The 26,847-nt window shown below is 32.4% G+C and carries 30 protein-coding genes and 1 pseudogene; 2 read left to right on the forward strand and 29 right to left on the reverse strand.

Annotated features, from left to right (window positions below):
* Window positions 1-83: 83 nt before the first annotated feature.
* From D9842_RS07115 to D9842_RS07130, 4 genes are all read right to left on the reverse strand, one after another.
* Window positions 84-926 (reverse strand): fructoselysine 6-kinase, encoded by an 843-nt coding sequence (locus D9842_RS07115; protein WP_121661925.1) that lies wholly within the window; start codon window positions 924-926, stop codon window positions 84-86.
* 68 nt (window positions 927-994) lie between these two features.
* Window positions 995-1,732 (reverse strand): GntR family transcriptional regulator, encoded by a 738-nt coding sequence (locus D9842_RS07120; RefSeq protein WP_121661926.1) that lies wholly within the window; start codon window positions 1,730-1,732, stop codon window positions 995-997.
* 315 nt (window positions 1,733-2,047) lie between these two features.
* Window positions 2,048-2,728 (reverse strand): GNAT family N-acetyltransferase, encoded by a 681-nt coding sequence (locus D9842_RS07125; protein WP_121661927.1) that lies wholly within the window; start codon window positions 2,726-2,728, stop codon window positions 2,048-2,050.
* Window positions 2,729-2,779: 51 nt separating this feature from the next.
* Window positions 2,780-3,172 (reverse strand): GyrI-like domain-containing protein, encoded by a 393-nt coding sequence (locus tag D9842_RS07130; protein ID WP_306821526.1) that lies wholly within the window; start codon window positions 3,170-3,172, stop codon window positions 2,780-2,782.
* A gap of 255 nt (window positions 3,173-3,427) precedes the next feature.
* On the opposite strand from D9842_RS07130, the gene D9842_RS07135 reads away from it, so the two are divergent.
* Entirely contained in the window at window positions 3,428-4,015 is a 588-nt protein-coding gene (locus D9842_RS07135; RefSeq protein WP_121661929.1) for an ECF transporter S component, read from the forward strand.
* Between the two features lie 219 nt (window positions 4,016-4,234).
* Here D9842_RS07135 and D9842_RS07140 read toward each other — a convergent pair whose 3' ends face one another.
* From D9842_RS07140 to D9842_RS07220, 18 genes and pseudogenes are all read right to left on the reverse strand, one after another.
* Window positions 4,235-4,525, reverse strand: coding sequence for a hypothetical protein (locus tag D9842_RS07140; RefSeq protein ID WP_121661930.1), 291 nt, complete (start codon window positions 4,523-4,525; stop codon window positions 4,235-4,237).
* 150 nt (window positions 4,526-4,675) lie between these two features.
* Window positions 4,676-5,122 carry a GNAT family N-acetyltransferase gene (locus D9842_RS07145; protein ID WP_251404975.1) on the reverse strand — a complete coding sequence of 149 codons (447 nt, stop codon included), beginning with the start codon at window positions 5,120-5,122 and terminating at the stop codon, window positions 4,676-4,678.
* A 350-nt stretch (window positions 5,123-5,472) separates the two neighbouring features.
* Complete coding sequence (locus tag D9842_RS07150; RefSeq protein WP_121661931.1) at window positions 5,473-5,946, reverse strand: GNAT family N-acetyltransferase; 474 nt, start codon at window positions 5,944-5,946, stop codon at window positions 5,473-5,475.
* Window positions 5,947-6,026: 80 nt separating this feature from the next.
* A complete protein-coding gene (locus tag D9842_RS07155; RefSeq protein WP_121661932.1) occupies window positions 6,027-6,524 on the reverse strand; it encodes a P-loop nucleotide/nucleoside kinase family protein in 498 nt (165 codons plus the stop codon).
* 794 nt (window positions 6,525-7,318) lie between these two features.
* Entirely contained in the window at window positions 7,319-7,636 is a 318-nt protein-coding gene (locus D9842_RS07160) for a hypothetical protein (RefSeq protein WP_121661933.1), read from the reverse strand.
* 21 nt (window positions 7,637-7,657) lie between these two features.
* Complete coding sequence (locus tag D9842_RS26240; RefSeq protein ID WP_257535998.1) at window positions 7,658-8,716, reverse strand: hypothetical protein; 1,059 nt, start codon at window positions 8,714-8,716, stop codon at window positions 7,658-7,660.
* 77 nt (window positions 8,717-8,793) lie between these two features.
* A complete protein-coding gene (locus tag D9842_RS07170; RefSeq protein WP_121661934.1) occupies window positions 8,794-9,255 on the reverse strand; it encodes a T7SS effector LXG polymorphic toxin in 462 nt (153 codons plus the stop codon).
* 365 nt (window positions 9,256-9,620) lie between these two features.
* Window positions 9,621-10,079, reverse strand: a complete 459-nt coding sequence (locus D9842_RS07175; RefSeq protein WP_121661935.1) for a hypothetical protein — start codon at window positions 10,077-10,079, stop codon at window positions 9,621-9,623.
* Between the two features lie 572 nt (window positions 10,080-10,651).
* Window positions 10,652-11,098, reverse strand: coding sequence for a GNAT family N-acetyltransferase (locus tag D9842_RS07180; RefSeq protein ID WP_121661936.1), 447 nt, complete (start codon window positions 11,096-11,098; stop codon window positions 10,652-10,654).
* Between the two features lie 67 nt (window positions 11,099-11,165).
* A complete protein-coding gene (locus D9842_RS25740; protein WP_162987345.1) occupies window positions 11,166-11,381 on the reverse strand; it encodes a hypothetical protein in 216 nt (71 codons plus the stop codon).
* Complete coding sequence (locus D9842_RS07185) at window positions 11,362-11,868, reverse strand: hypothetical protein (protein ID WP_121661937.1); 507 nt, start codon at window positions 11,866-11,868, stop codon at window positions 11,362-11,364. Before D9842_RS07185 ends, D9842_RS25740 begins: the two co-directional genes overlap by 20 nt.
* A gap of 195 nt (window positions 11,869-12,063) precedes the next feature.
* Entirely contained in the window at window positions 12,064-12,462 is a 399-nt protein-coding gene (locus tag D9842_RS07190; protein ID WP_121664976.1) for a hypothetical protein, read from the reverse strand.
* A 170-nt stretch (window positions 12,463-12,632) separates the two neighbouring features.
* Window positions 12,633-13,474: pseudogene (locus D9842_RS07195) on the reverse strand (tyrosine-type recombinase/integrase).
* A gap of 143 nt (window positions 13,475-13,617) precedes the next feature.
* Window positions 13,618-13,929 (reverse strand): hypothetical protein, encoded by a 312-nt coding sequence (locus D9842_RS07200; protein WP_121661938.1) that lies wholly within the window; start codon window positions 13,927-13,929, stop codon window positions 13,618-13,620.
* 200 nt (window positions 13,930-14,129) lie between these two features.
* Window positions 14,130-14,564 (reverse strand): SMI1/KNR4 family protein, encoded by a 435-nt coding sequence (locus D9842_RS07205; protein ID WP_121661939.1) that lies wholly within the window; start codon window positions 14,562-14,564, stop codon window positions 14,130-14,132.
* A 15-nt stretch (window positions 14,565-14,579) separates the two neighbouring features.
* On the reverse strand, window positions 14,580-16,172 hold the full coding sequence (locus D9842_RS07210; RefSeq protein ID WP_121661940.1) for a T7SS effector LXG polymorphic toxin: 1,593 nt from the start codon (window positions 16,170-16,172) through the stop codon (window positions 14,580-14,582).
* A gap of 332 nt (window positions 16,173-16,504) precedes the next feature.
* A complete protein-coding gene (locus tag D9842_RS07215) occupies window positions 16,505-16,831 on the reverse strand; it encodes a hypothetical protein (RefSeq protein ID WP_121661941.1) in 327 nt (108 codons plus the stop codon).
* Between the two features lie 168 nt (window positions 16,832-16,999).
* Window positions 17,000-17,788 (reverse strand): PhzF family phenazine biosynthesis protein, encoded by a 789-nt coding sequence (locus D9842_RS07220; protein WP_121661942.1) that lies wholly within the window; start codon window positions 17,786-17,788, stop codon window positions 17,000-17,002.
* A gap of 107 nt (window positions 17,789-17,895) precedes the next feature.
* Between D9842_RS07220 and pdxR the strand changes: the two genes are divergently transcribed.
* Window positions 17,896-19,371: a MocR-like pyridoxine biosynthesis transcription factor PdxR gene (gene pdxR, locus D9842_RS07225; protein ID WP_121661943.1), complete on the forward strand. Its 1,476-nt coding sequence runs from the start codon at window positions 17,896-17,898 to the stop codon at window positions 19,369-19,371.
* Window positions 19,372-19,743: 372 nt separating this feature from the next.
* Here the strand turns inward: pdxR and secD are convergent, their stop codons facing one another.
* The 7 genes from secD to map all read right to left on the reverse strand — a co-directional run bounded on the left by secD (window position 19,744) and on the right by map (window position 26,693).
* Window positions 19,744-21,999, reverse strand: coding sequence for a protein translocase subunit SecD (secD, locus tag D9842_RS07230; RefSeq protein WP_121661944.1), 2,256 nt, complete (start codon window positions 21,997-21,999; stop codon window positions 19,744-19,746).
* 21 nt (window positions 22,000-22,020) lie between these two features.
* Window positions 22,021-22,374: a hypothetical protein gene (locus D9842_RS07235; protein WP_121661945.1), complete on the reverse strand. Its 354-nt coding sequence runs from the start codon at window positions 22,372-22,374 to the stop codon at window positions 22,021-22,023.
* A gap of 676 nt (window positions 22,375-23,050) precedes the next feature.
* Window positions 23,051-23,749, reverse strand: coding sequence for a DUF3600 domain-containing protein (locus tag D9842_RS07240; RefSeq protein ID WP_121661946.1), 699 nt, complete (start codon window positions 23,747-23,749; stop codon window positions 23,051-23,053).
* Window positions 23,733-24,302: an RNA polymerase sigma factor gene (locus D9842_RS07245; protein WP_162987346.1), complete on the reverse strand. Its 570-nt coding sequence runs from the start codon at window positions 24,300-24,302 to the stop codon at window positions 23,733-23,735. Before D9842_RS07245 ends, D9842_RS07240 begins: the two co-directional genes overlap by 17 nt.
* Window positions 24,303-24,526: 224 nt before the next feature.
* Window positions 24,527-25,045 carry a hypothetical protein gene (locus D9842_RS07250; RefSeq protein WP_121661948.1) on the reverse strand — a complete coding sequence of 173 codons (519 nt, stop codon included), beginning with the start codon at window positions 25,043-25,045 and terminating at the stop codon, window positions 24,527-24,529.
* Window positions 25,046-25,215: 170 nt separating this feature from the next.
* The gene (locus D9842_RS07255; RefSeq protein WP_121661949.1) at window positions 25,216-25,647 is read right to left on the reverse strand and encodes a GNAT family N-acetyltransferase; all 432 of its coding nucleotides are present in this window, start codon (window positions 25,645-25,647) and stop codon (window positions 25,216-25,218) included.
* 305 nt (window positions 25,648-25,952) lie between these two features.
* A complete protein-coding gene (gene map / locus D9842_RS07260) occupies window positions 25,953-26,693 on the reverse strand; it encodes a type I methionyl aminopeptidase (RefSeq protein ID WP_121661950.1) in 741 nt (246 codons plus the stop codon).
* Window positions 26,694-26,847 lie beyond the last annotated feature (154 nt).

The raw sequence follows: 26,847 nt of genomic DNA on the forward strand, positions 1-26,847 counted from the left end.
TTTTCTAAGTCAGACTCATTCCGTTTTATTGACCACCTCCTATAGAATGAAACGATTTATTTTTTCTCTCTAAAAGAGAGTTTTTAATAAATTAGTCCATGACCAAATGCACCATCTACTAAACATGTTTTGGCTGCAAATTCAGCGCCTTTTTCAAGACTTGTTTTGATAAGGTCAGCTTGAGAAATGATCGTTTTCTCTTTTTTACCTTTTAAATAATGTAAGATAAAGGCCGTAAAGAAGGAATCTCCTGCACCTAATGTATCAACCGGCTTTACAAAATGTGGCTTCTGCTTGTAAAAGTTCTCCCCATCATATACCACTGATCCTCGCGAGCCCATCGTACCAATACTTAATCTACTTCCATAGGAATGGGCCTTAATTAGAAGTGCTTCAACTTCTTCCTCAGACAGTTGACCGCACGACAACAAGCTAATATCAACATCCTTACAAACCGTTTTTAATTTCTGATCTGTATATTCATTGGAAAAATCATAGGATAAGAGAACACCAGCTTCCTTGATTTTATGCAATTCAGCATCCATATCGCTATATACGCTACTATGTGCTATTTCAAATGTTTTGATATATTCGATGTCATCCTCCAAAAGAACAACAGGATGATCTTTTTGAATGCCGCCATCATTACCGCCGATAAACACTCGATCACCATCTACTAAATCAACTGCAGCATATCCATTTTCACCTTTATGCTGACGACAATGAGCTATATCAATTTCTAAGCTTTTAAGAGTTTTTATAATATGATTTGCTGCAGCATCATCACCAAACACCCCAAGATAGGCTGCATCCACTCCCAATTGCTTTGCATAAACACTAAAGTTCAATGCATTACCACCAGGATACATCGTTCGCTTGTAAACATATTTATCTACTACATTATCACCAACACCAATCACTCTCATGAGTAGCCCCCCTGGAAAACATTAAATGGTATATACCATTTAATGTGAGATCATACCTAAAATGAAGATCATTTTAGGTTTAATTCTGAGTAAAATTTAACAATATCACTTCTTGTTAATGACGTAGAGAATTCAATTTCCTTGTCGTTTCGATCAAAGGCAACCGCTTCCCGGAAAATACAAGGACTCTCAGAACGTATTTTTAAGAGTTTACTTTCATTTTCATCAGAAAACGTAACTCTCATAAATTCTTTTGCCTTTACAAGTTTAATTCCAAATTCATTCTCTAATACGTTATATAATGAAATATCATTTGTGATAAGGCTCTTAATATTTTGACAATACTGTTCTGGAATAAAAGATTCCTCTATTGCAATTGGTCGGTCGTTTACTAAACGAAGACGTTTTACAGTAAACAGCTCTTCCCCTTCAGGAAGCTGCAGTTTTTCTGCTAAAAATGGTGTAGCTTTCGAATGTCCTATTGATAGTACCTGTGTACTGGGAGTTAGCCCTTTTCCTAGCATATCGTTCGTAAAACTGTTAAACGTAATAAAATCCATTTGAATTTTATTATTTGAAACAAAGCTACCTGCCCCAACTCGACGCTCAACAAGTCCTTCTCTTTCTAATGCTGACAAAGTATGTCTTGCGGTCATTCTACTAATCCCATATTGAGCCGCTAAATCACGTTCTGAAGGCAGCTTATCGCCATGCTTTAGCTTCCCTATTTCGATCTCTTCGACTATTTTTTCTTTAAGTTGTTTATAAAACGGAGCTGATTCCTCGTTTCCTAGCAATTTTTTCATAAGACATTTCCTACTTCCTCCAAGTAATAATCAATATCATTATATATGATAGTGAGTTACTTCTTGCAAATAAAGCCTTGGGTTATAATGGTATATACCATTATAAGTAATTTTGAAAACAATTAAGATTTATCCTATGATGAAGTTAGTAGGACAACCAAACAATTTAAGCGCTTACATAATCAGCGAAATAATTTTTGTGTTGCTTTTGTTATTATTAGAATAGTCTAAATCTTTTTGGCTGTCAATTAGATAAAAGGTAAAACCATTCCTCTTTTTACGACATTATTTGCTTTTTTCAGATCAAGGGTGTTGTCATTCCTCGTCTTCTATCTCCATCTTTTTAAGACAATTATCAATAATACTTTTATCAATTCCATTTACTAACTGGTACTTTTCTTTATAAATGGTTACGATGGCATTTTTTATTTCATCCTTACTTCGTTTATTAATGTCTAAATTCTTAATAAAAAGATCTAGTGGTATATCTCCCATTTCATCATGTAAGGCAGGTTGTAGATATGGTATTTCATCACATTTTTCATAGCCATTTCTAGAGAAAAATTGATATCTTTTAAGACAATCTTGCTTTTCTTTTTCGGTGTGTACCATTTCTGGTGTTTCTGTTTCTAAGAAAATGGCTTTCATTGTTGAGTTTCCTGCTAGAAGGGCATCTTTGTTTAACAATTCTTCTATCTTCAATAATGTTTTTGAGCCTAGTCCTTTATTACGGATTTCAGGATTCGTCACAATATATACAATGAAGCCTGCATTTATTTTTGCAAAATAGTGTCCTGTAGCAAACGAAGCCAGCTGGTTACCTTTAAGCCCTACTAAGAAATGATAATTATTTGGTCTTTTTGTATATTGCAAGCCTCTTAAAAAGGTTTGATGTGGTTCTCGCACTTCGATTGGAAACGCCTGATCGTATAATTTCATAGCAGATTCATAGTGTTCTAATGATTCTTCTGTTATTTCAACCCAATTTATTGTCATAATAAAACCAACCTTCAATTAACAAATTTCAATCTTAGTGATATGACTATTTTATTTTATTGCTATGTAAATTTCAATTTGACCATCAGGGTAATATTTTTCAAAATCATATGAGTAAGCTCGATCTAATTTTCCTCTCTCCTCACGTTCCCATATCTCTTTCCATGTATTAAGTATTCCATATTCGTTCGATGAATCTACTTTAAAAATTTCATATTTACTGGTGTTTGAAATGTTAATCCCAGAATCGTGATCACTACTACCTTCTATAGCAACGCTTAACGAATAATCACCTTTATAGTCACTTTCGTATTGATAATACAGACCATATGTAACTATGTCTTGATTATTCAAAAGACCCGATGCTTCTTTCCACATTTCTGTAATCTTCTGCATAATAGTTTCATCTTTAAAATTATTCGTTCTGATTGTATTAATAATCATTAGGTTCAATAGAATTACTCCTCTCAAATCGTTCCTTTCATATATTCAACAAAACCCAGTTTTTTCCTCCCGTATTTTATTTTTAATTTAAGCTCTTTACATAGATCTTCAAGTTTAATAAGAAATTACAGCAATATCAATAATTCGATTCTTTTCTAGCACAAAATTGTTTAATTTTCGAATAAATTGCGTTATAACAAGTATATTCCCTTTTTTATTTGTAGAATGACAACGAAGAGTTAAAGGAGTTTATTCATGAACAAAAAAAATAATACATTCCGATTGGTTCTATTAGGAATGCTTACTGCCATTATCATTATTCAAACATCAATTCCTTTTTTAGGATATATCCCAATAGGACCTCTTAGCTTGACGATTATTCAGGTAACGGTCATTATCGCAGCGATCGTCCTCGGAACAAAGGAAGGAGCCATCATAGGCGGGATTTGGGGAATGATTACATTCATCAGGGCATTTGTCGCTCCGACAAGCGTAATAGCACCCATTGTATTCACGAATCCGCTTGTGTCCGTCTTACCCCGAATTTTAATTGGTGTAGTTGCTGCATATGTGTTCCACAAAATGCTTAGCAAAAAGCTCAATGAAACAGTAAGAATGAGTATTGCCGGTGTGCTGGGATCTTTAACAAATACTGTTTTAGTGCTTGGATTGATTTATTTATTTTACCGAGAGCCATATGCAAACTTCTTGGAGTTAGACATGGAGCAGCTCTTGCCTGCGCTTATGACCATTGTAGCGACAAATGGAATAACTGAAGCGTTTATTTCAGGATTATTGACGCCGATTATTTCAAAACCTTTATTAAAATTGATAAAGAAATAACTCACCTAGCTGCTAAAGACTTCCTTCAAATTTATCTGTTAAGTTTGATGGAAGTCTTTTATTTTGGTTGATACCGGTGAAAAGAAAGATTTATTTTGAAGTCCCTGGTTTTGCTATCAACATTAGTTGTTAATGAAAGTTATAGATTGAATGAACTATTAGTGGCATACTGTCTCGATACTATTAGAATCAAGAACTGTCGTAATGACAGCTGCTAAGCTAATGTGCTTTTTTATTTTTCAGCTCTAAAAGTACAGGTGCAATATTTAGTAAGATAGAAACAATTGTTAAAAACCACAAAGCCTTTTCCATAGTAGGTACAACATCCAATAAAGCAGACCAATCCTCAGCTTTTACCCAATTAGATACAAGACTATGTTCTGCACAGAGTGTTAATGCTGTAAATGATAAACCTATTGCCATCGCAAGCTTGTAATCTTTTCCTGTATTATACAGATAAAGATTTATAAACGTTGCTACTATGGCAATAAGCCCTAATATTAACCACATAATGATGCCTCCATTTATCTAAAAATATATATCTACTAAAAGGTCCAGTTATCCTATTTTGAAACCTGGCCGTATAAACAAAAAAGCAACTATCCTTATTCAACAAAAGCGCTTTGATTGAGGAAAATTAATCTTGAACGAAATCAACCGTTAGTTAATTAATTTCTTTTCAAGAATTATTTTATGTAACCCTTTTTTGTCAGTATAGGTATCAATGACATCAAACCCATTTTTAATATTCAATACTAACATATTATGCCATTTATTCATTGTTTTTGTTTGAACAACACTATATCCATTTTCCTTTAAATATTGATGTTGTTTTTCCATTAACTCAGAAGCAATACCGTGTTTTCTGTAATAAGTGTCCACCCCACCTAACCAACTATAAAATCTTTTATTGTCAAGTTCATATCCAATCTTATATCCAATAACTTTCGTACCAGTCATCGCCGTAATAACCAATAATTTAGGCTTATTTTTCATCTTGTTAATCAAATTATCAGTTGTACCAAAAATAGCTATATGTAATTCTATAATTCCTTCTAAAACATCATCATCTGGTATTGAACTAAAAATGGAGTAATCAAATTTCAATTGTTTTCCTCCTTCCTATCTTTAGTTTAAAAATTTTTTTCAGATATAGCGATAAACCAGAAAATAGGAGGAGGGAAAAAGCTATAATGCCATCACTAGGAAGAAAACTCCTATAATAAAACTAATTAAAAGTTCCAATAAACCCACTTCCCTACACAATTTTTATAATTAATTACGATCACCACTCCTAAAAGTTTCGTTATTAAATTATCCTGCTTCGTTCATTTAAAGGTAACTCATCATTATTTCATTCTAAATGGCCTTCTCCAATCTGGTTCTAACATTAAAAAGCACTTACCTATATTTCAAGATAAGCGCTTTGATTAAGGATAATAGAAGATAGAAAAAAGTTAATTACATCTCTTTTTATAAAAAATAAGCGTTGCGTTATCGTTTAACTTCTTGGTTATGCCTGTTTTTTTATAGCCAATTTTTTCATACAAATAACAATTTCTTTCTTCCTCTAATAATGTGGCTAATTCCCAAGAAGTAGCTTGGGGGAACATATCTTCAATTAGTTGAATTGCCTTCTGTGCAATTCCTTTTCCTTGATAAGTTGGTAGAATGAACATTGGGCTAATCCAAAACTGTGTCTCCTCATTGGTAAAAATGCAAATAGCGCCTACAAGTTTATTATCAGCTACTATTTTATAAAAACCACCATCAGGTCTATTAATTCTTGATACTACTTTTTCAATACTTTCATTTGCTGGATTAGATTCATAATCTTTATACTTATCCAATAATGGCATAAAGGCTTCAACTTGAATATCAAAAATTTCTTTGGCGTTATTGGCAGTTGCTTTTTCTAATATAACTTTCATTACAACACCAGCTCTCTGAATGTTAACTATTAAATAATATTCAACACTTACTCTTTACTCACGTATCATTGAACTCATTGTCATTCTTTTCCGCTAACCTCTAAAATATTTAAACCCTCTGATACCTCTGGTGCTTCAAAAAACCTTGTAACATGAATAAACACCTCTACCGTGTCAAAAGCTGCTCTTTCGGGTTGTTCGTTTCGCCTTTGTTCAATTTGACGTAAGCATTGCTCGTTATTCAAATTAAGGAAAAGTAGTTGATGACTTGCATTGACCTCTGACGCCATATCCAAAAACCACTTTCGCAGTTTTTGAGTGTTAGCTGGGAAATCCATCACGACATCTGTACCGACACTTAATATATTTTGGACATGCTTTTTCACCAACGGCTTGAGCTGCGCAGAAAATTTTAGATAGTCCTCAAATGATGTGATCTGATTGGGATAAAGAGATGAAAGCCAATCATCCTCAGACAACAGTACAGCATGTTTATCTATCGCCAATTGTTTTGATTTAGTTGATTTTCCAGCTCCCATTTTTCCACAGAAAAAATATAGCGTCCCCAATCGTGTCATTTAATTACCCCCTGTGCTTATTTTGGTTTAGGCCTTTTATTTCGTTAGTTCCCTGTAGACATTCTTCTTTTATTAAAATTTAGACGTTAAGATTTATCTATGAATTTATTTATTCTACCAATTACAGGCATATTCCTTTTTAATTAACCTGCACCCGTTAGTTAAACAAGAAATTAGTAATGAACAAAAATACCAGAATGCATACAAAAAAAGCCAACTTAGTATGTTGACTTTTGTTTCCCGCTTATTGTGTAGCTTTAAAATAAAATTTGATCATTAACACCCTGAAAATCCACATTTTACGTCAAATTAAATGAACCTGTTTTGAAAAAAAGATTGATCAAAACGGGTCCATTCACTATGAAGCACTATACAATTTTCAAAAAAATGTTTGATCATTTTCTGTCTGCAATCCTCAACAATCGCGCTTTTATTGTTGAGGATGGATATTGAATTAACGCACTCTTTAGTGCAATAAGAAATATTGCTTGTTACAAGGTTCATTAACTTTGACCTCTTTATCATTTATCCATTTAAGAGATGGGGCTTTCATTCGTCCAAGTATTTAAACGCTACTCCATTTGGTACAACCATCATGAGCTCTCGATTCTCAAATAAATCATTTTATCTTTGCCCCAATCTTATAAACTATAAAAACCTCGAAAGGCAAATAGCCAGTCAAGGTATGATAACAATATCATTTTAATTAGAAGTATCAACTACTTCATCTACTGATTTATCGGAGAGAATTTCATCATTCTTTTATATAATCTTTCTAATACAATAAGGCTAATTTAAAGTAACTCCACTCCAACTTGTTTATAAAATTTAACTTTTAGTCTCTCTTCTTCGCCCACATACATTACCATAGCTTTATCATCTTTTTTTATACTTGTTACATTATTAAAATCACCTGTAAATACTATAGAATCTTTAAATGTAATACTTAGACTACTCGTTTGCTTATATACATCTAAAGTTAAAATCACCTTGAAATTTTGGTCATCTTTGAAAGTATAAATTAATTCTCCATCATCTATATTGCCTGTTATACTCACCGGCTCACTTTGAAAAAGTTCTAATAGATCATATTCATCATACTTTATAAACATTCGTATTCATCCCTTTATTAATTATTTCGGTATAACTGTGATAACATCGCCTGCTTCATTTATAATTACTTTGACATCCTGTGCATCATGAACAAACGTTCCGCTTCTATTACCAGGTATCTTTTTCGTATTCATTATAGCGTCTTCAATAACTGAAGGTGGAATATTTCTTGGGTCAACATATTTTTTGATAAAGTCACTAAATTCTTTTGTTTGTGGTTTATAACCTAATTCTTCAGCTTTTTTAATTGCTCTACTTGTTAAAGTAGCTTTCACTTCAGGAGTATCAGGTGCCATTCTTTCCAAAGCATGCTGAGAATACTTTCTTCCATTTATTACTCCTCCGCCTTTTGACATTCTCCAACCTATTTCACCTGCACCTTTAGAAACATCCTTACTAAATTGTTTTTTCACAATGTTGTTTATAGACTTTTTAATAATATTCTTTGGGCTCACTACAGTTTCTAGTATTGCTAAAGGAGTTCCTTCAAAAAAGGTGTCTAATTCTTCTGCACCACCTACTCTATCTGGTGGTATCTTATTTACCTTCTCACGAACATTCCCAAATACTCTGATGATTAGACCATTTCCATATACATAATAGTCACCAGTGTACTCTCCCATTTCATCAATAACATTTACAACTTCTTTGGGTTCCTCTTGAATTGCTTCAAATTCTTCTTTTGTGAGTTTTACACCTTCATGGTTTTCTCTATCTTCCACTACAGGTCTAGAACCAAACCTAATATAATTTAACATTGCATAATTCAATTGTTCATCTAATCTCAGCTCTAATCCAGTTACTGGATCAAATCCGTATCTGGCACGAAGTAAATCATGATAACCAGAGAATTCAGCCAAATCAAACTCATCATGATTCCCATTACCTTCGTATCTTGTATTGGTTTGGATTCCCATTTCCTCAAGCTCTTTATTTTTTAGCCGAAGGTAGTTATCCGTATGAAACTTTACTCCTCCTTGAAGCTGATAGATTTCACTCGTACGAAAAGCTTCTGCATCAAACGAAATTGGTTGTATTCTTACTCCTGTTGAAGTGGCATCTTGTAATGCCTGAAACAAGGCTCGTGCATTGTCCTGTTCATAGATGGAATACATATATTCATTGAGTAATTCTTGATCGATCCTCTCAACAGCTTCTATTGTTTCATTTGTGCATCTTCCATGTTTGCCTGAAAGTCTGAGGTGGAAAATACTTGTAAGGAAAGTATATCATTTATTTTTTGGAAGATGCTATTTAGTTCACTTCTATATTGATCGACCATATCGGCCGCTTGTCTTTCACTTTTACTTAATTCATCTTCTAAAAAGCTGCTATGTACAACCGTATCTGCACCTAACTTTTCACTCATTAATTTATCCTTTACTCCATCAAAAAACGCAATTTGACAATCTATTAGTAAAAACCAGGCATCTATGACTTCCATATGAGCCTTATAAAACCCTTTTATCGCATCGGCACCTTGCCCGATAAATGAGTCTAGTTGGGCAATCGCTTGAAACGTTTTTTGTAAGGTTTCTAGCTGTATTCGTAGTTTTGCGTAATCATTTGATCTTTGATCCATCGTATCGACTAGAGCCTGTGAATCAAGTACTCTCAAATTCTTCTACCTCAAATCCTCAACCGTTCATTCTCATGGCTATTGAATCATTGTGCTTTTTCTAACATTTTTCACCCAAACAAGCACGTTTTCAAGATACAATTCAGATAGCTATTTGTTTACATACTTTTGCATTATAAATGAACGATTTAGGAAAAATAAGGTAAAAATTAACTAAAATGCAAAAGTAACCCTATTATATTCCTGAATAAAAATACTCAATAATCACAAAAATTTCACTATAAGATGCATATGTTATATTCAAGAACAGCGCTTTTATTGTTGCGCATTAATATATATATTTATCTCTTAATTGCTTAGCGTTATGAGAGGGCTTAACTCATTGTTATTCCCTCCCTAAAACGTTATTTAGGATTTAATGTAATATATTCTCCTGTATATGGATCAAATTGAAAATGGATTATTACCTCACCTTTAATCCCTTTTATAGAATAATAAAGTTTATCATTATTATCACTTATAGTTTTAGAATGATTTTCTATTATTTCCACTTCTTCTTTTTCCTTAATAGTACCTTGTGATTCTGAATAGGTAAATTCAGGTTTAGTTGTAATATAAATTATAGGGACACATATCAACAAGATAATAGAAATATATGTTGTAATTTTACTCATAAATGACTTAGAAAGATCTAAGTCAACTATTGTGAAAAACATCCCAATAATTACTGTACTTAATATTGGTATTAAGGTATTAAACATTGTTATATAAACATATTTTTGTGAGTTCAAATTTAAGAAAAGTAATTCAAGAACTCCAATTAACACTACTAAAAAAATAATAATCAGCCTCTTTGCTCTCACTCGATCACTTCCACCAATAAAATTCTTTTAAATAACTTACATACAAAATGTCTATTCCTTATTATTTTAGAGGTTTCAGAAATTTTAATATATATCAGTTTTAATGGAATAAGAACCATTACTTTCCTTTATGAATCTTATTTGTTGATAAGTAACCTGCTACATATAGCAAAAGAAGAGATAACCTCTATTTAAACCAGTTATTCTTAGATGTAAGAACTCAGTCCCTAACAAACTGGCCTTAACATGAAAAAGCACTTACCTTTATTTTCAAGATAAGCGCTTTGTAGGAGATCATTTGTTGTTTGAACACTAATTAGTCACCTAACCCTTAACTTCTCTTTTTAAAGATTTCCCTAGTAAAACCTATAATACAAATTAATATCAGAAAAGGTAAAACGATAGGAAATAAATAACCAACTAAGTTCACAACTTTTCCTCCACTCATATTAGTTTGTATATGATATGAAGTTGTCCTATGTTTAATGACACCGTTAATTGGTTTCCTCGACAACAGCGCTTTTATTGTTGAAGTTCATAGATAATTTTACTTTGTAAGAAACATAGCTAATCTATCTTCGCAAAATCATTTGATCAGTTTCAGTAAACCCTAGTGTTTGGTATAGTTTTCTTGCATTATCACTTGCTAATAATCGGATTGTATGAATTTCTCTTTTAGAAAACCACTTTAACACTTCATCTGTTAACTTACTTGCATAACCTTGATTTCTAAATTCAGGATCTACATATACATCTCCAATAAATCCGTACTGGTCTTCTTTATAAAAGCAATATGGAATATCATCCTTAATAAAAGCTCCAGCACAAGCAATTATTTCATTATTTTGTTCAATAACAAAGTGAATTGCTTTATCTAATATATATAAATCTTTATATGTCTTTTCAACTACCTGAACAAAATTAGCTTTAAGAAGATCTTCCATACCCACTTCTTTAAACATTTTCTGTTTTAGGAGTGTTATTGAAGGAATATCTATAAAAGTTGCAGCTCTTATCACTTTAATCACCTACTTAAATAGAATCTGTATCAGTTCATTTCTTCATTTCCTCTTAGAATTATTCTATCTATGATACAGAATATCCTGTGCTTTCATCATTTAATAGGCACACCTCAACATGAAATGCATCTCTACTTTTGAAGATCACTAATGATTGAATTTTACTTCTTTCATAAACGCGCTTCTTTTTGTGGAAGATCAGCATTTTTGTTGCTGTAGATGATTGATGTATTAACGCCCCTTTTAGTTTAACAACTATTATTTCACCCACTATGTATTTCAAAGCAGAAATATCCGAATGGTATATGATCAGCTGTTAATTCCATTTCTTTTTTTGCAATTTCCATCATTATGGGGAGAATTTCTCTTAATTTCTCCTTATATTGTTCAAGAGCAATTTTAAATGACCTTACATCTTCTTTTTGACATAGAGGATATAATATTGAACCTAACCTAAAATCATTATGTACTCTTGATGTATCTGGAACATTAAGACAATCTATAATATGTTCCTCCTGAATTTTCTCGTCAAACCAATCTCTACATTCTATAAAAAATATATATTCTTCAAACTCAATTTGCATATCCAATAGTTCATTGATATAAAATGGTGTGATTCTTATATAATCTGTAGTTGAATTTGCATTAATAATTTCATCTAAAATACACTTTAAATCTGTAATCGTCGGGAAATATCTATATTTCCCGTTATAGTAAGAAGTGTTGTGGTAAACTATTTCATTAATCTTGCCATCTTGTTTATTTAACATTTCACTTCACCTACTTTTCAGTCCAATTAATGTTATCACTTCTTCCACTTAACTCTCCGTTCAGTTTAAGTGTAATTCACATACACTTATCACACTTTCATTTTAATTGACCTTCTCCAATATGGCTCTTACCATAAGAACGACACGAATCCTACACATTTGCATCCTATAGTTCAATAAGAACTAATCTACACTTTAAAGAGTAATTAATGGTAAATAGTTTGATAAAACTTCAACAACATCATCGGATGTCATAAATACATAGTGCTTCACATCATCTTGGTAATCCCACTTCCCACACCCCTCTTTCTTAAACCAATTAAGATAAGAAGAATTTTTAACTTTGAATAGTGACCAATTACTATAAAATTCACCTCCATACTCCTTATCTAAATCGCGTAATGTCTGATACAAATCTCCTTCATCGGTGTTTCTATAAGATAAAACTCCACTGTCGAAATTAAATGCTATTGTTTTATCATCTCCTGTTTCAAATAGTAAAGTAAGACCATTTTTATTATCAATTAGACTTTGTAAATAAATCCTCTTAGGGAAACTATGTACTGGTTCCCATCTTTCCCAAATCTCTTTCATACTTAAATTAACCTCACTCATTAACTTTTTTAATTATTTTATCACTCCATCTTGAAGTAAACTCCGTTACACCTCTTTACAATTACAATTTTATTCTAATTGATCTTCAGCAAAATGGCCTTAATGAAAAAGAGCACAAATTACTGTGCTCTTTTTCATTAAATATCTTTTTAAAAGTATTGATTATAGAACTGATGCCTTAGCTTTCCACTTAACTGAGCATAAACCCTGGTTGTTTCACTTTTTTCATGTCCAAGTAGACTTTGTATAACATCAAGTGGAGCACCATTATTCAACATATGTGTAGCATAGCTATGCCTAAGTTGATGGGGGTGAATCGTTTTATTAATTCCTGCACGATTGGATATTCTTTTTATAATATATCTCATTAAATCGATACTCATTCGATGCTGTGGCTTCCTTTCAGTAACAAATAACGCTTGATCAGTATCTACTCTTTCATCTAAGTACCTTTTTAGCCAAATATCACACTTTACATTAAAATACACTTCTCTTTCTTTATCACCTTTACCACGAACCACAACTGACTGGCTATGAAAATCTACATCATCACGATTAAGTTTTATAACCTCACCTATACGACATCCTGTAGAATACATAAACTCAAATAATGCCTTTTCCATTGAAGTAAGACAAGATTCCCGTAAGAGTTCAATTTCTTGTTCAGAAAGGAACTTAGGTATTCGTTTCCCTTGTTTCGGCTCTTTAATTTTAGTTGTGGATTCTTCACTATGATCCCTTCGCCATGAGCCCAATTAAATATGGATTTGAGAAATCTTATTCTATGTCCTAAGCTAGAAGGCTTTAAATGACTTCCTTTTTCAACCAGATATTCTTTCAATATATCCGTGGTAAAGTTAGTTATGTCCATATCACCAAAACATCTCATTAGCACATATAGTTGATATTTGTAATTTTGCATTGTAAGGACTGAATAACCTTCAATCCTTTTATCAGATTCATATTTTCTCCATGCTTCAGATAATAGCAATCTATCCACACTCCTACCATTTATTGAGTTTTTTAGAATTATGGACATTGATTACTAGTTTTATTCAACAAACGTGGAAATTAACATAAAAATAATTAATCATACACCTAATCTTTAAGGTTTAGATACAATTGTTGAATCTCTTATTTGATATTGCGCAAGTACAATACCCACCAAACAAATAGAAACATAAAACCTATCAAGGTAAAAATAGACCACATAGCACCTTGTTGTATCTGATTAACTAAATGTTCAAATTCGTTAATTCCTTCTGCTCTACCAATACTATTGACTAGCCAAATTATAGGAACTGAAAAAGTAATAAATATGGCTACAATGGACAAGCCCTTGTTAACCCTTTTTAGCACACTAAATATTGCAGCAACTAAAGTTATTAATAAAAATAAGTAGTATACTACCAAAAACCATGCAGGCAAGGTTTCCCAATTGTTCATTTTTCCCCTCCTTAGTCTTTGTTAACATTCAATCTGTAAACTATCCTTGAATTTTTTTCCTAATTTTAACATATAAACATAGTCAAAAACGTAAAATAAGCACCTTTCCTTGTTCCAGAAAGGCGCTTCTATTGTTGAAGATCATTTTATAAAGTAAACAAACCTAGAAAGGCATTTAGCCTACCAAAGTTTGTTATTTATTAGTTCAAAAAAGTCGGTAACTGTTTTAACCATTCTTCAAAGTTATTAGCTTCTTTATCTACATTAGTTTCTTCATGTGAATAATAGTAAACTCCTGAGTTTGGACACTCATTGGATAGAAGGCAGAAGTAATCACCATTACCTATACCATAAAATGGGATTAATTCTTCCTTCCATCCCCCCTGTTTCATTTCATAGTCATAGGTAAATTCAATAGTGTCATTTCCATTTGTATTTCCATTGGAAACATTTAAGATATCTCCTGGAAACGAATATTCAGACATTAATTCAATAAAAAATTTAAATTCAGATGGAAATAAACATCCAAACTTTTTTTCGATATTTTCCCAATCACTTGCCAAAGGAATATCTAAATTTCCTAATTCTTTATCTAATAAACCATCTAATAATTTTGCAATCTCATCTCTTGTCACTTACTTTTCCTCCTTTTAAATCCCTTCTCCTGGTAGTATATATCCTTTTCCTCTTTCTTTATAGTGTTCTCTAATCTCCTTTGCTCTTTGAGAAGGAGTTAACTGGGAAGGTTTTTCATGACGTGTATGATTTCCTCCACCTCTATGAGTTCTTTGCTCTAATTCATCTAATATCCCACCATTTTTAACAGGGACTTGTTGCCTATGGTGTGCTTCTATATTTTTATCACCATGGGTCATTTTAGTTGTTGGTCCTTTTCCTTGACGCATTCTTATGACTTCTTCAATTGTTTTTGGCTCATATCTTACAGGTGGAATAGACATAGGTGGGTCTGGATTTGGATAATTGGATGGGCTTAGCTTGGCATCACCCTTACCAACTTGCTTTTTCACAATGTTATTTATAGACTTTTTGATGAAAGTCTTTGGTCTCATTACATATTCTAGTATTGCTAAAGGTGTTCCTTCAAAAAAGGTATCTAATTCTTTTCCTCCACCTACTCTATCTGGTGGTATCTTATCTACCTTCTCACGAACATTCCCAAATACTCTGATAGTTAGACCATTTCCATATACATAATAGTCACCACTATATTCTTTCATTTCATCAATAACATTTACAATTTCTACAGGATCCTGTTGAATTGCTTCAAATTCTTCTTTTGTGAGTTTTACAGCTTCATGGTTTTCTCTATCTTCCACGACAGGTCTAGAACCAAACCTAATATACGTTAACAATGCATAATTCAATCGTTCATCTAATCTCAGCTCTAATCCAGTTACTGGATCAAATCCGTATCTGGCACGAAGTATATCATAATAACCAGAAAACTCAGCCAAATTAAACTCATCATGATTCCCATTAGCTTCGTATCTTGTATTGGTTTGGATTCCCATTTCCTCAAGCTCTTTATTTTTCAGCCGAAGGTAGGTATCCGTATGAAACTTTGCTCCTCCTTGAAGCTGATAGATTTCACTCGCACGAAAGGCTTTTGCATCAAAGGAAATGGGTTGTATTCTTACTCCTGTAGTAGTGGCATCTCGTAATGCCTGAAACAAGGCTTGTGCATTGTCCTGTTCATAGATGGAATACATATATTCATTGAGTAACTCTTGATCGACCCTCTCAACAACTTCTATTGTTTTTTCTCTATTCATTTGTGCATCTTCCAAGTTTACCTGAAAGTCTGAGGTGGAAAATACTTGTAAGGAAAGTATATCATTTATTTTTTGGAAGATGCTATTTAGTTCACTTCTATATTGATCGGCCATATCGGCCGCTTGTCTTTCACTTTTACTTAATTCATCTTCTAAAAAGCTGCTATGTACAACCGTATCTGCACCTAACTTTTCACTGACTAATTTATGCTTTACTCCTTCAAAAAACGCAATTTGACAATCTATTAATAAAAACAAGGCATCTATGACTTCCATATGAGCCTTATAAAACCCTTTTATCGCATCGGCACCTTGCCCGACAAATGAGTCTAGTTGGACAATCACTTGAAACGTTTTTTGTAAGGTTTCTAGCTGTGATCGTAGTTTTGCGTAATCATTTGATCGTTGATCCATCGTATCGACTAGCGACTGTGAATCAAGTACTCTCAAAACCTCACCTCATCTCCTCAACCGTTCATTCTCAATGCAATTGAATCATTGTACTTATTTCTAATACTCTTCACCCAAACCAGCACATCTTCAAGATACAATTCAGATAGCTATTTGTTTACATACTTATGCATTATAAATGAACGATTTAGGAAAAATAAGGTAAAAATTAACTAAATTGTAAAAGTAACCCTACTATATTCCTGAATAAAAATACTCAATAATCACAATAATTTTACTATAAGACGCATATGTTATATTCAAGAACAGCGCTTCTATTCGGAAGATCGCACTTGAACTAAAGCTCCCGTTCGTGAAGTATCACTATTCCTTTAATTAAAGTTTTCATTGTAAATTTGTATCCATTTCTTTCGTTTCAGAAATAAGGCTGTAATCAAAACGGCTTCACCTACAACTAATAAACCGATACCTAACACTAACCCTCCAAAAAATAGAAATTCATTTACACCCCAAGCGAAGAAGAACCAGCCTATGATTGCACATACACCTAATGCTAAGTTAATTGTTCCTGCAATTAAGGTTTGGGGTAAAAACAATCCTGTTTTTCTAATCATAGTCGAACCATATTTAAAACTTACAAAAGTCGCTACAATCATATAAATAATATATATAGTCATCGCAATATCTATTTCATTCATATACCCCACTCCTTTTTTTAGATTTTACCATATAAATCCATAATTCTTATTAAAGATTACTGCTTCGTTAACGCAATAAGAAAATGCGTCTAGCTATTTAGTTTAATTTAGGTCATGATTATGCCAAAATTTCGTTTCAACTTAGTTTTAATGAAATATTTAATGTTCTCAAGATTTAACCTCGATATTTAATTCAGCTACTGAATATAATACTGCTTTTCCGGCCATCTTTACTCGAGTATCCTTATGTTTACAATAAAGAGTTCCACCTCTACTTGATAATTGTCTAGCAACCATTTCCTTTTTTTCTAGCCTCTTTGCCCAAAACGGAATTAAGCTACAGTGTAAGGAACCTGTTACGGGATCTTCATTTACTTTTAGCTTAGGGAAAAAACCTCGGGAGACAAAATCATAATCACTTCCTTCGGCCGTAACACAAACACCCAATCCTTCCGGCAATGCTTCTAATATGGCAAAGTCAGGGGATACGTTTCTAACTTCTTCCTCGGACTCTAGTATGAATAATAGATCTCTATTTAGGTATGTTTCTTTTGGTACAATTCCCAAAGCGTTAATCATTTGGTCAGTAGCAGAAATTTCTTCTGAAAGAACGGAAGGGAAATCCAGTTCATACAAATCATCTTGTTTCTTTACAGTTAACTTTCCACTGATTGTATTGAACTTTACACTCTCTAATTGCATTTCATAGTAATTTAGAATGATAAATGCTGTTGCTAACGTTGCGTGCCCACAAAGGTTAATCTCTCCTCCAGGTGTAAACCATCTCAGCCCATAATGTGCTCCTTCTTTTACTGTAAATGCTGTTTCCGATAGGTTATTCTCAATTGCTATACTCTGCATAAGTTCATCTGAAATCCATTCATCCATAAGACATACTCCCGCTGGATTTCCTTCAAAAACCTTATCTGCAAAAGCATCGACTACAAAGTATTTCATTTCATTTCCCTCCAAGTGTTATAATGTGTTTGCTAAATTAATGGTAGTTTATACCTGTTTATATATAACACTCAACGCTCGAGTATAACACTTAAAGGAGAAAAATCATGCATATTGAAATTCAACGTAATTCTGACGTTTCAATAACGAAACAAATATACCTTTCGATTCTCGACCATATCCGTTCAGATCTCTTAGAAGAAGAGCTACAATTACCTTCTGTACGCGAACTCTCAAAACAACTTGGAGTAAGTTTAGTTACTGTAGTAAAGGCCTATCAAAAGCTAGAACAAGAGGGATTTATAACTTCAGTTCAAGGGAAAGGAACGTTTATTAGGAAGACGAAAATGGAAGAAACAAGTAAAGAAGGAACTCATTCATATGATTGGCAACTTTCTGTTCAGGATTATTTACCTAGGTCTCAATTTGCTCGTTTTCACCAAGTCCCTGAAAAAATCCATCTTTCGTCTTCAATGATAGATCCTGGTCTTCTACCAAATCGATACTTAGAGCAAGAAATTCACAAGATGCTTTCTGAAAACCCAAAAGTTCTCTCACAGTACGGAGAAATCCAAGGAGATAAAGCGCTTAGGCAAGCAATGGTTGAGTATTTACAGAGGATGGATCTACCAACCTCTCCTGATAATATTTTAGTTACTAGTGGTTCACAACAAGGAATTGACCTAATTGCTCGTACTTTTGTAGGTCCAGGTGATGTAGTAGTCATGGAAGCCCCAACTTATCCAGGAGCTATTGATGTGTTTCGTGGGAGAGGTGCTACTATTCTTACCGTTGCTGTTGATAGCGATGGAATGAGAGTAGATTTACTCCAAAATTTGTTTGATAAATATAGTCCAAAAATCATTTATACAGTACCTACGTTCCATAATCCCACTGGTGCTATCATGCCCACCAAACGCCGAAGACAAATTCTTGAAATTGCTAAAAGTACGCAGTGTTTAGTGATTGAGGATGACCCATGTAGTGAAATATATTTTGAAAGAAAGCCTCCAGCATCAATGAAAAGTCTAGACAAAGACGGTCATGTTATTTACTTGAAAGGCTTAAGCAAAATATTAGCTCCAGGTTGTAGAATTGGAATATTAGCTGCTTCTGGTTCTATATTCAGACGTTTATTAGCTGCGAAGGCGAATACCGACTTAGGTAGTCCTTTACTTACCCAAAAAGCAATCATTCCATTTATTACTTCAAAAAGAATGATGGATCATCTAAAGAAATTAAGAACAGCTCTAAAGATAAGGCGCGATCTTGTTCTGGCAATTCTCACACTACATTCTCCTGAAGAAGTTTCTTGGTTCATACCAGAAGGAGGATTAAACATATGGCTAACTCTTCCTTCTTGGATTAATACAGATCACTTCTTAATGGAAGCTAAAAAAGAACAAATTACTTTTTTACCTGGCTCAGCTTGTTACCCTACCGAGCAGGAAAATCATCATTTACGATTAAGCTTTTCTTATGTGAATGAACAGCAATTAAGACAAGGGGTGACAACTATTTGTAACCTGCTTCAATCCGCAATTGATTTAAAAACAAGTCAGGATAGCTCATCACATTTTTGATAACAAGTCTAATTTGATTGTTACTGTTCTAAAAAATAAAACTCCAGTTTTTAGTTTTATTAAAGGTCAAGAAAACAATGGAAGTCTTTTATAACGAATTTTTCTATGTAATGTTACACATTATAAAGGATAAAACAAGAAGGATAGGGAGAGCAGTGAACATATCTGCTTTACCTATCCTTTTCTGTGCTACAAATGACCTCATTCACCAAAACAATCGACCTTGGGTGTTGCGCGCTTTTATTGTTGAAGATCGACATAAATAAAATTAACTAGTTAACTGTCCTTTTGCCTGAACACCCTACAATAATATGAATAAAAAACACCCCCTTATCTATTTCATGAAAATAAACAAGGGGAAGAATACATTACTTAAACAAGTGGTTTGTCAGTATCATATTTCTCTTTTTCCTTATAGAATACAATGTTACCTTTTTTTAGTTTCATTGATTTAATATCAAACCAAAGCTGCGACGCAATAAATAATGAAGAGTACGTTCCAGCTATTAATCCAATTAATAAAGCCAATGAAAAACCACTAATGGATTCACTTCCAAAAATATATAGGGCAAAAGCAGTCATTAATACGGTTAAAACAGTATTAATCGAACGAGATAGTGTTTGTTGTAAACTTATATTTACAATTGATTGCAGCTCTTGTACAGAATTGATTAATTTAACCTCCCTTAAATGTTCTTTAATTCTGTCAAAAGTCACAATTGTATCATTGATCGAGTACCCAATAATTGTGAGAACTGCTGCTATAAAATATAAATTTACTTCTACTTGTAAAAAACTAAACACAAATATCGTTAGTAAAGCATCGTGAAATAAAGCGACAACGGCTGTTAATGCAAAACTTAGCTCATATCGAATAGTCAAATATATAACTATCCCAAATGATGCTACTATTATTGCCTTTATAGCATTTTTCACTAATTCGTTTCCAACTATTGGTGACACTACATTAACATTAGGTTCTGAACCATATTCACTTTTGAAAGTATCTTTAATCTTTTCTACCTCACTCTGATTTATATCACCCTTAATTACGGCAACTCCTATATTGTCTTTCTTTCCTGAAATTGTAATATCTGGATCGTAATTTAAATTCCTAAATTCCGTTTTTAATCTATTTGTATCCATTGTATTATCTGAAATTACTTCGACTCTCGTGCCACTGGTAAAGTCTATACCTAAGTTAAGACCATTTAAAATAAATGAAAATATACCTATCGAAAAAACAAGCAGCGAAATACTGTAGAAAAACTTTCGGTATTTTACAAAGTCCAGTTTTCTTTTAGAATTTGTTACATACTGACTTGCTCTAACATTTAATATTTCGAGTCGTTTTAATGCCACTCCAAGTATTAAAACTTTCCCCTTTAAAATATTGCTTTTTAAGAGAAGCCCCAATAAGATTCTAGAACCCCATACGGCTGTTAAAAAGCTTATTAGTATACTAATAATTAACATTGTCGCAAAACCTTTTACACCACTTGTTCCAAAAGTAAATAGTACTAATCCAACCAATATAGTAGTTAAATTTGCATCTAGGATTGTAATAAAGGCTCTTCGAGTTCCTGCACGGAATGCATTTTCAAGGCTTTTCCCTACTGCTAATTCATCTTTCATTCTTTCGAACGTAATAATATTAGCATCTACCGCCATACCAACACCTAAAATTAAAGCAGCTATTCCAGGTAATGTTAATACACCATTCATCCAATCAAAAATCAAAAGAATCATGTAAATATAGGCACATAAAGTAAATGTTGAAATTAAACCAGAAATCCCATAATAACCTACCATGAATAGAAATACTAAACTTATTCCTATTATTCCAGCTAATATCGTTTTGCTTAATGCATCATCCCCAAAATGTGCACCAACTGACTGTGAATAAATCTCTGATAATTTTACTGGTAAACTTCCCGCATTTAACATTGATGCTAATTCATTAGCTTCTTTTAATGTAAAATCACCTTCGATTATTACATTGTCATCTGATAGTGTTTCCTTAACTTGAGGTGCCGAGATTATACGCTGTTTTTGTTTGGGCTTTTGTTGTTCTTCCTTAAAATTTAATCCATCTTCATAATCCAACCAAATGGCAAGTATATTGTTCGGGTAAACATTATTGGACAAATCACTAGTTATATCCTTAAATTTATTTGGATCCTTTAATTTAATACTCACAATTGGTTTATTAAATTGATCAAAAGAGAGCTTAGCTGATTCAATTTCGCTTCCATCTAACATTAGTTGATCATTTATATCTCTAAAAGTTAAATGAGCTTCTGTTGACAACATCCTTCTGGCAGATGCCTGATCTTTAACACCTGCTAGTTGCACACGGATTCGGTCTGAACCCTCAGCTTGTATATTTGGTTCAGATACCCCTAAAACATTTACACGATTATTTAAAGCACTTATAGTGTTCTTTAAAACATCTTCATCAATATCATCATATTTATTAATAGGTTCAACCTTATATAAAACCTCAAAGCCACCCTGTAAATCCAATCCAAGTTTTAAACGGTTTAATACTTGGTCAGATGTTGTTCCTATGGCTAATCCTAACGCTATAATTATTAAAAATAACCATATTACTTTTGTGAGTTTCAATTAGTTTCCTCCTAATCCAAATTAGAATCTATGATTGATTAAATTTGGATTATAGAAAAACCTAGATTTGTATTTGATAGGGGTTAGGAGCTCCTTTAACTTTTCATAGTAGATATGTAATTGAAAAAAACGATTTATTTTTATTACATAACAATAAATCACAAGTGTTATTAGGATATTAAAATAAATTTGGGGAAAATTCAGCTTATCATTTGGAGAATTAATTGTGAATGTATTAATTTGATCAAATATTGTATTTGTTGAAAACTCTGTTTTAATTTGATCGTTGTATTCTTTAGGATTATGAAGAGCAGACCACTGGTTTGTTGATAAAAACATTACTAAAATAAGGAGAATCTTCACTATATTGTACATAAGATTATCCTCCCATTAAATTAGTATCTATCAATTATAACTCAACTCAAATTTTTTAGTAAGTAATTACAAGGATAATTATTCCAAACTAACTAAAATTTGTATCGAATCAATTTAAAATCCGAGTGTATCCTAAGTTTCTTAATGCATATCTCACTCTATAATTTCAGCTACACTCCTAAGAAAATTAGCTGGGTTTTAATATTATATCTAATTATTTTATTTATACATTCATTACTAGTTTTATTCAACAAATGCGAAAAAACAAAACACCTTTCGTTGTTCAGAAAGGCGCTTTTATTGTGGAAGATCAATCTAAAATATTCAATCCCTATTTATGTTACAGCACACTCTGTGGAATTTCATTTCAACTTTTCTAAGATGGTTGAACGATTATTCTAGTTGTAAATCATGACGATTAAACAAAGAAAGAACATCCGAAAGCTCCATTTTCTCTATTTAAAGGATTCTTTTTTTATTGAGATGCTCTTTGTTGCGTTTGGAATTGTTATTATTAATAAAAGAAAGATAAGAGACGGACTTGTATTAAATGCCCCTCTTCTGTAGTTAATGATTGATTTTGTATATATAAATAAAAGGGTCGTAGCAGCAACCCTCTTTTCTCTACTTCTTTAGCTCGATTACTAAAAATTGCATCTAATAATTAACTATGTTTCTAGTTATTAAGTTGCTTATCATTAACGTACATTAGATAATTTTCTGCTTCAGTAAACTTTTCTCTTAAATTATTTGGAATCTTATCTGTATCTTCTGGATTTTTCATTCCACTTTGCGCCATTATTTGTTCGTATGTTATCAGAGTATTTATGTAATGATCATATTCTGAAGCAGTCAAAACCTCTACACTTAATTCTTGCTCGTTTAACTTATCAAAGTAAGGTTGAATTTGATATAGCACGTCCCTTAAACTGTACATTTCTGAAATTGGGATTTGAGAGTAATCGATATTACCATACCCATTTCCATATTTAAGTTTAGCAGTAGTAATCTTTGTTAATAAATCTTTAAAATGAAGGTATTCTTCTTTTTCTAACTCTCCTTGTGCCTGTGATATCTTTGCATCCAGAAGCAAATATCCTTCCATAGTAGCACTTGATATATGCTTTTTAATATTTTCAAACGAACCATAAAATTGATCAGCAAGAAATGATTGGTAAGCCCAAGCACTAGTTGGAATTATGAGTAAAATTGCAATAGCACAAGTAACTAAATTTCCCCTTAGAATATCTGTTACTTTGCTTACCAGTGATTTTTTATATAATTTTTCCTTATAAGGGATACTAAATATAATATTGTCATCAAAATCGTACTCTTGTGCTATTTTATTCAGGGTATTCCTAATTTTTTGTTCCATAACTTCCACCGCCTATCCCCATATATTCTTCATAACTCAATAAGTTCCTTAATTTCTGTCTAGCTTTATAGAGTCTAGATTTTACCGTCCCTTCACTAATATCCAGCATTTTACTTATCTCTGTAATAGATAAATCTTGAAAATAATAAAGAATGATAACAATTCTTAATTTTACGCTTAATTGATTTATACATTGATATATTTCCTTAGTCTCTTCATCAATAATATTCCTAATTTCTGGAGTTTCATTGTTTGTTACCCCATTTTTCTTTGAAAAGTAAGCTATATATTTCTTCTTTCTCAACATTTTTATTGAACAATTGACCACAATTTTGTTAAACCATGTTTTAAATGATGCTTTACTAGGATCATACCGACCAATAGATTTATAAGCTTCAAACAAGGCTTCTTGAACTGCATCTTGTGCCATCCCATAATCATATAAAAATAAATAAGCTGTCCTTCTTGATTGTAAAATATAAGGTTTAAATAACTCATTAAATGCTATTTCATCTCCTGATTTTATACGTTTTATTAAAGCTCTCTCATTCAATAAATTCACCTCCTGTTTTTTTATTTCAATACCTTATTACCATTTCATAGCAAATTGGTTCACTTTTTCGTTAAGCTTTATCATATTTTTTAATTATTTTGTCTATGTTCTGCTTAAACTAAATTAAGCACCTTTCCCTAGTTCCAGAAAGGCGCTTTTATTGTTGAAGATTGTTATTGAATTAACGCACCCGTTACTTACCAGAATATCAAATTAACTCACAATTACTCCCGTTTCTTTAACCATTGTTTTACTTTTTTATCCATCTCTTTTTGTAACCCCCCTATATTCCCACTTTCTTGTTTAGCCAATTTTAAGTATTTTTTAGGAAACATTTTTTCTAGAGAGGACTGATATAAACTACCGTCTTGTGGTTCAATGTATTCAATAACAGAATAATTTTCTTCTTTTTTACTTAATTGAATTACGGCAGGTAATGAATGACCAGATTGTTCTTCTATTCCAGTAGATTTATTAAAACCAGCATAAAAAGACCACATATAGACGCTTATGACCCCATCCAACTCGTTCGTGCCATATACTTTGTGGACTTCAAATTGCTTTTCTGTATCAGAAAACGAGCTTGAGTTTTTTTGGATAATGTAATCGGAAATGACCTTATCCATTTCTTCGGTAATATGTTTATCCCCATCTTGTAAGTTAAGTTCATTCCCGCTACAACCAGCTAAGAATAATACTCCAAATAATAAAGATAAAATACTTGATTTGAATGTATTCCTCAAAATTTCATTCCTCCCGATATAAAATGTTTTTTATTATGTGTAAAGTATAAATGTCTTCTTGTGCTAACCTGCCCCTTTAGTCGAATAAGAAAAGGATTGCCGCAGCAACCCCTGGTATTCAACTCAAGCAACCGTAAGTGAAAAAAAGTAACTTATTTTCCAAGGCATTATTAAATATTCTTTAAATCCTTTTTTAAGTAATAATGCTTAAATTCTCTACCCACATTATCTATACTTCCGAACACTTGATAACCATTCTTTTTATAGAAATCTAATGCTTGAAAACTCAAAGTATCTACTTTTATGAAATCACATTCTTTTTCCAAAGCGATTTTTTCAAGCTCTGATAATAATTTAGTTCCATACCCTGATTTTCTTATGTCCTCATCTAACATAAAGGTATGAATCTCCAACCAATTCCAACATAACTCACTAAGGATGCCACCACGAACAGTGCCGTTATCATCCTTAAGAAATAGACAGATTTCTTCATATCTACCTCCCAAATCTTTTGGAAAGTGCTTTAAATTAAACCTGTAAAGTTGATCGTCAATATGTTGTTTATCCTTATTATTTAATTCCTTACTAATATGAAGTGTCATTGGACATTTCTCCTATTGTATCGTTTTATATAATAATTCTGGAAATAAATGTTTAATACCTTCTTTTCTCACTAAACATTTCCGATAGTTTAAGTGAATTTATTCACAATCTTAAAGTTGTTGTTCCACATTCTGCTGATTGCGGAATAAAAAAATCCTGCATATCAATACAGGAATTACAATCAAACTTTGTTTTAAATTATCGAACTTTTTTACAAATTATCAGACTTTATTTTAAATCAACATATTGAATTAAAGCCATACTAAGAAATCACCTTCTATTTTCTATTTCGCGTATGCTTGAATTATAGTGTGACAATGATTGGACCATTTTTAGTAAGGATGATCGTATGTTCCAATTGAGCTACATAGCTTTTTTCTGTAGCATAGGTCCAGCCGTCTTCTTTTTGGAATACTTCTTCTTCAAAGGTTGAGATGAATGGTTCGAATGCGATAACCATCCCTTCCTTTAACAATTCATCATCCCATGGATCATTATAGTTATAAATATGTTCAGGTGCTTCGTGTAATGTACGTCCAACACCATGTCCTGTAAGATTTTTGATAACAGTTAATTCATGCTGTTTTGCTTTTTGGAATACCGCTTTTCCGATTCCACTTTTATTGGAACCAGGTTTTGCTTTTTTAAGACCTGCTTCAAATGCTTCTTTAGCAACGTCGCATATTTTCGTTAACACTTCTTCTCCTTCGCCTACTACAAACGAGATTCCTGTATCTGCGAAGTAACCGTTCTTTGAACCTGAAACATCTACATTTACTAGATCCCCTTCACGTATTACCCGATGCCCCGGAATACCATGTGCTACTTCTTCATTAACACTAATACAAGTATAGCCAGGAAAATTATATTCACTTTTTGGACCTGAAACTGCGCCTTCTTTCTTAAAAAGCTCTCCGGCAATATCATCAAGTTCTTTAGTCGTTATTCCAGGAATAGTTCTTTTCACCAACTCATCTCTAATAGAGGCTATAATTTTGCCAATTTCCTTCAAACCATTAAAATCTTCTTCAGTTTTTGCAATCATCGTATATCCTCACTTATTTGATTAGTATTTTAATTAAATTCTAGCATAAAACGTGTGCTTTGCTGAACATGACAGGTACACACTTAAATTACCCTTACTTAATTAGTAAGCTCCTGCTTAAAGAATACAAACATTTTAAAGATGTACAACCAAC

The sequence above is a fragment of the Metabacillus litoralis genome (assembly GCF_003667825.1).
GTDB classification, from domain to species: domain Bacteria; phylum Bacillota; class Bacilli; order Bacillales; family Bacillaceae; genus Metabacillus; species Metabacillus litoralis_B.

Bases quoted from the DNA above. Each gene is read 5' to 3' on its own strand.
- D9842_RS07115 (WP_121661925.1), bottom strand. From the start codon at position 926: ATGAGAGTGATTGGTGTTGGTGATAATGTAGTAGATAAATATGTTTAC.
- D9842_RS07120 (WP_121661926.1), bottom strand. From the start codon at position 1,732: ATGAAAAAATTGCTAGGAAACGAGGAATCAGCTCCGTTTTATAAACAA.
- D9842_RS07125 (WP_121661927.1), bottom strand. From the start codon at position 2,728: ATGACAATAAATTGGGTTGAAATAACAGAAGAATCATTAGAACACTAT.
- D9842_RS07130 (WP_306821526.1), bottom strand. From the start codon at position 3,172: ATGATTATTAATACAATCAGAACGAATAATTTTAAAGATGAAACTATT.
- D9842_RS07135 (WP_121661929.1), top strand. From the start codon at position 3,428: ATGAACAAAAAAAATAATACATTCCGATTGGTTCTATTAGGAATGCTT.
- D9842_RS07140 (WP_121661930.1), bottom strand. From the start codon at position 4,525: ATGTGGTTAATATTAGGGCTTATTGCCATAGTAGCAACGTTTATAAAT.
- D9842_RS07150 (WP_121661931.1), bottom strand. From the start codon at position 5,946: ATGAAAGTTATATTAGAAAAAGCAACTGCCAATAACGCCAAAGAAATT.
- D9842_RS07155 (WP_121661932.1), bottom strand. From the start codon at position 6,524: ATGACACGATTGGGGACGCTATATTTTTTCTGTGGAAAAATGGGAGCT.
- D9842_RS07160 (WP_121661933.1), bottom strand. From the start codon at position 7,636: ATGTTTATAAAGTATGATGAATATGATCTATTAGAACTTTTTCAAAGT.
- D9842_RS07185 (WP_121661937.1), bottom strand. From the start codon at position 11,868: ATGTTAAATAAACAAGATGGCAAGATTAATGAAATAGTTTACCACAAC.
- D9842_RS07190 (WP_121664976.1), bottom strand. From the start codon at position 12,462: ATGAAAGAGATTTGGGAAAGATGGGAACCAGTACATAGTTTCCCTAAG.
- D9842_RS07200 (WP_121661938.1), bottom strand. From the start codon at position 13,929: ATGAACAATTGGGAAACCTTGCCTGCATGGTTTTTGGTAGTATACTAC.
- D9842_RS07215 (WP_121661941.1), bottom strand. From the start codon at position 16,831: ATGAATGAAATAGATATTGCGATGACTATATATATTATTTATATGATT.
- D9842_RS07220 (WP_121661942.1), bottom strand. From the start codon at position 17,788: ATGAAATACTTTGTAGTCGATGCTTTTGCAGATAAGGTTTTTGAAGGA.
- pdxR (WP_121661943.1), top strand. From the start codon at position 17,896: ATGCATATTGAAATTCAACGTAATTCTGACGTTTCAATAACGAAACAA.
- D9842_RS07235 (WP_121661945.1), bottom strand. From the start codon at position 22,374: ATGTACAATATAGTGAAGATTCTCCTTATTTTAGTAATGTTTTTATCA.
- D9842_RS07240 (WP_121661946.1), bottom strand. From the start codon at position 23,749: ATGGAACAAAAAATTAGGAATACCCTGAATAAAATAGCACAAGAGTAC.
- D9842_RS07255 (WP_121661949.1), bottom strand. From the start codon at position 25,647: ATGACACTTCATATTAGTAAGGAATTAAATAATAAGGATAAACAACAT.
- map (WP_121661950.1), bottom strand. From the start codon at position 26,693: ATGATTGCAAAAACTGAAGAAGATTTTAATGGTTTGAAGGAAATTGGC.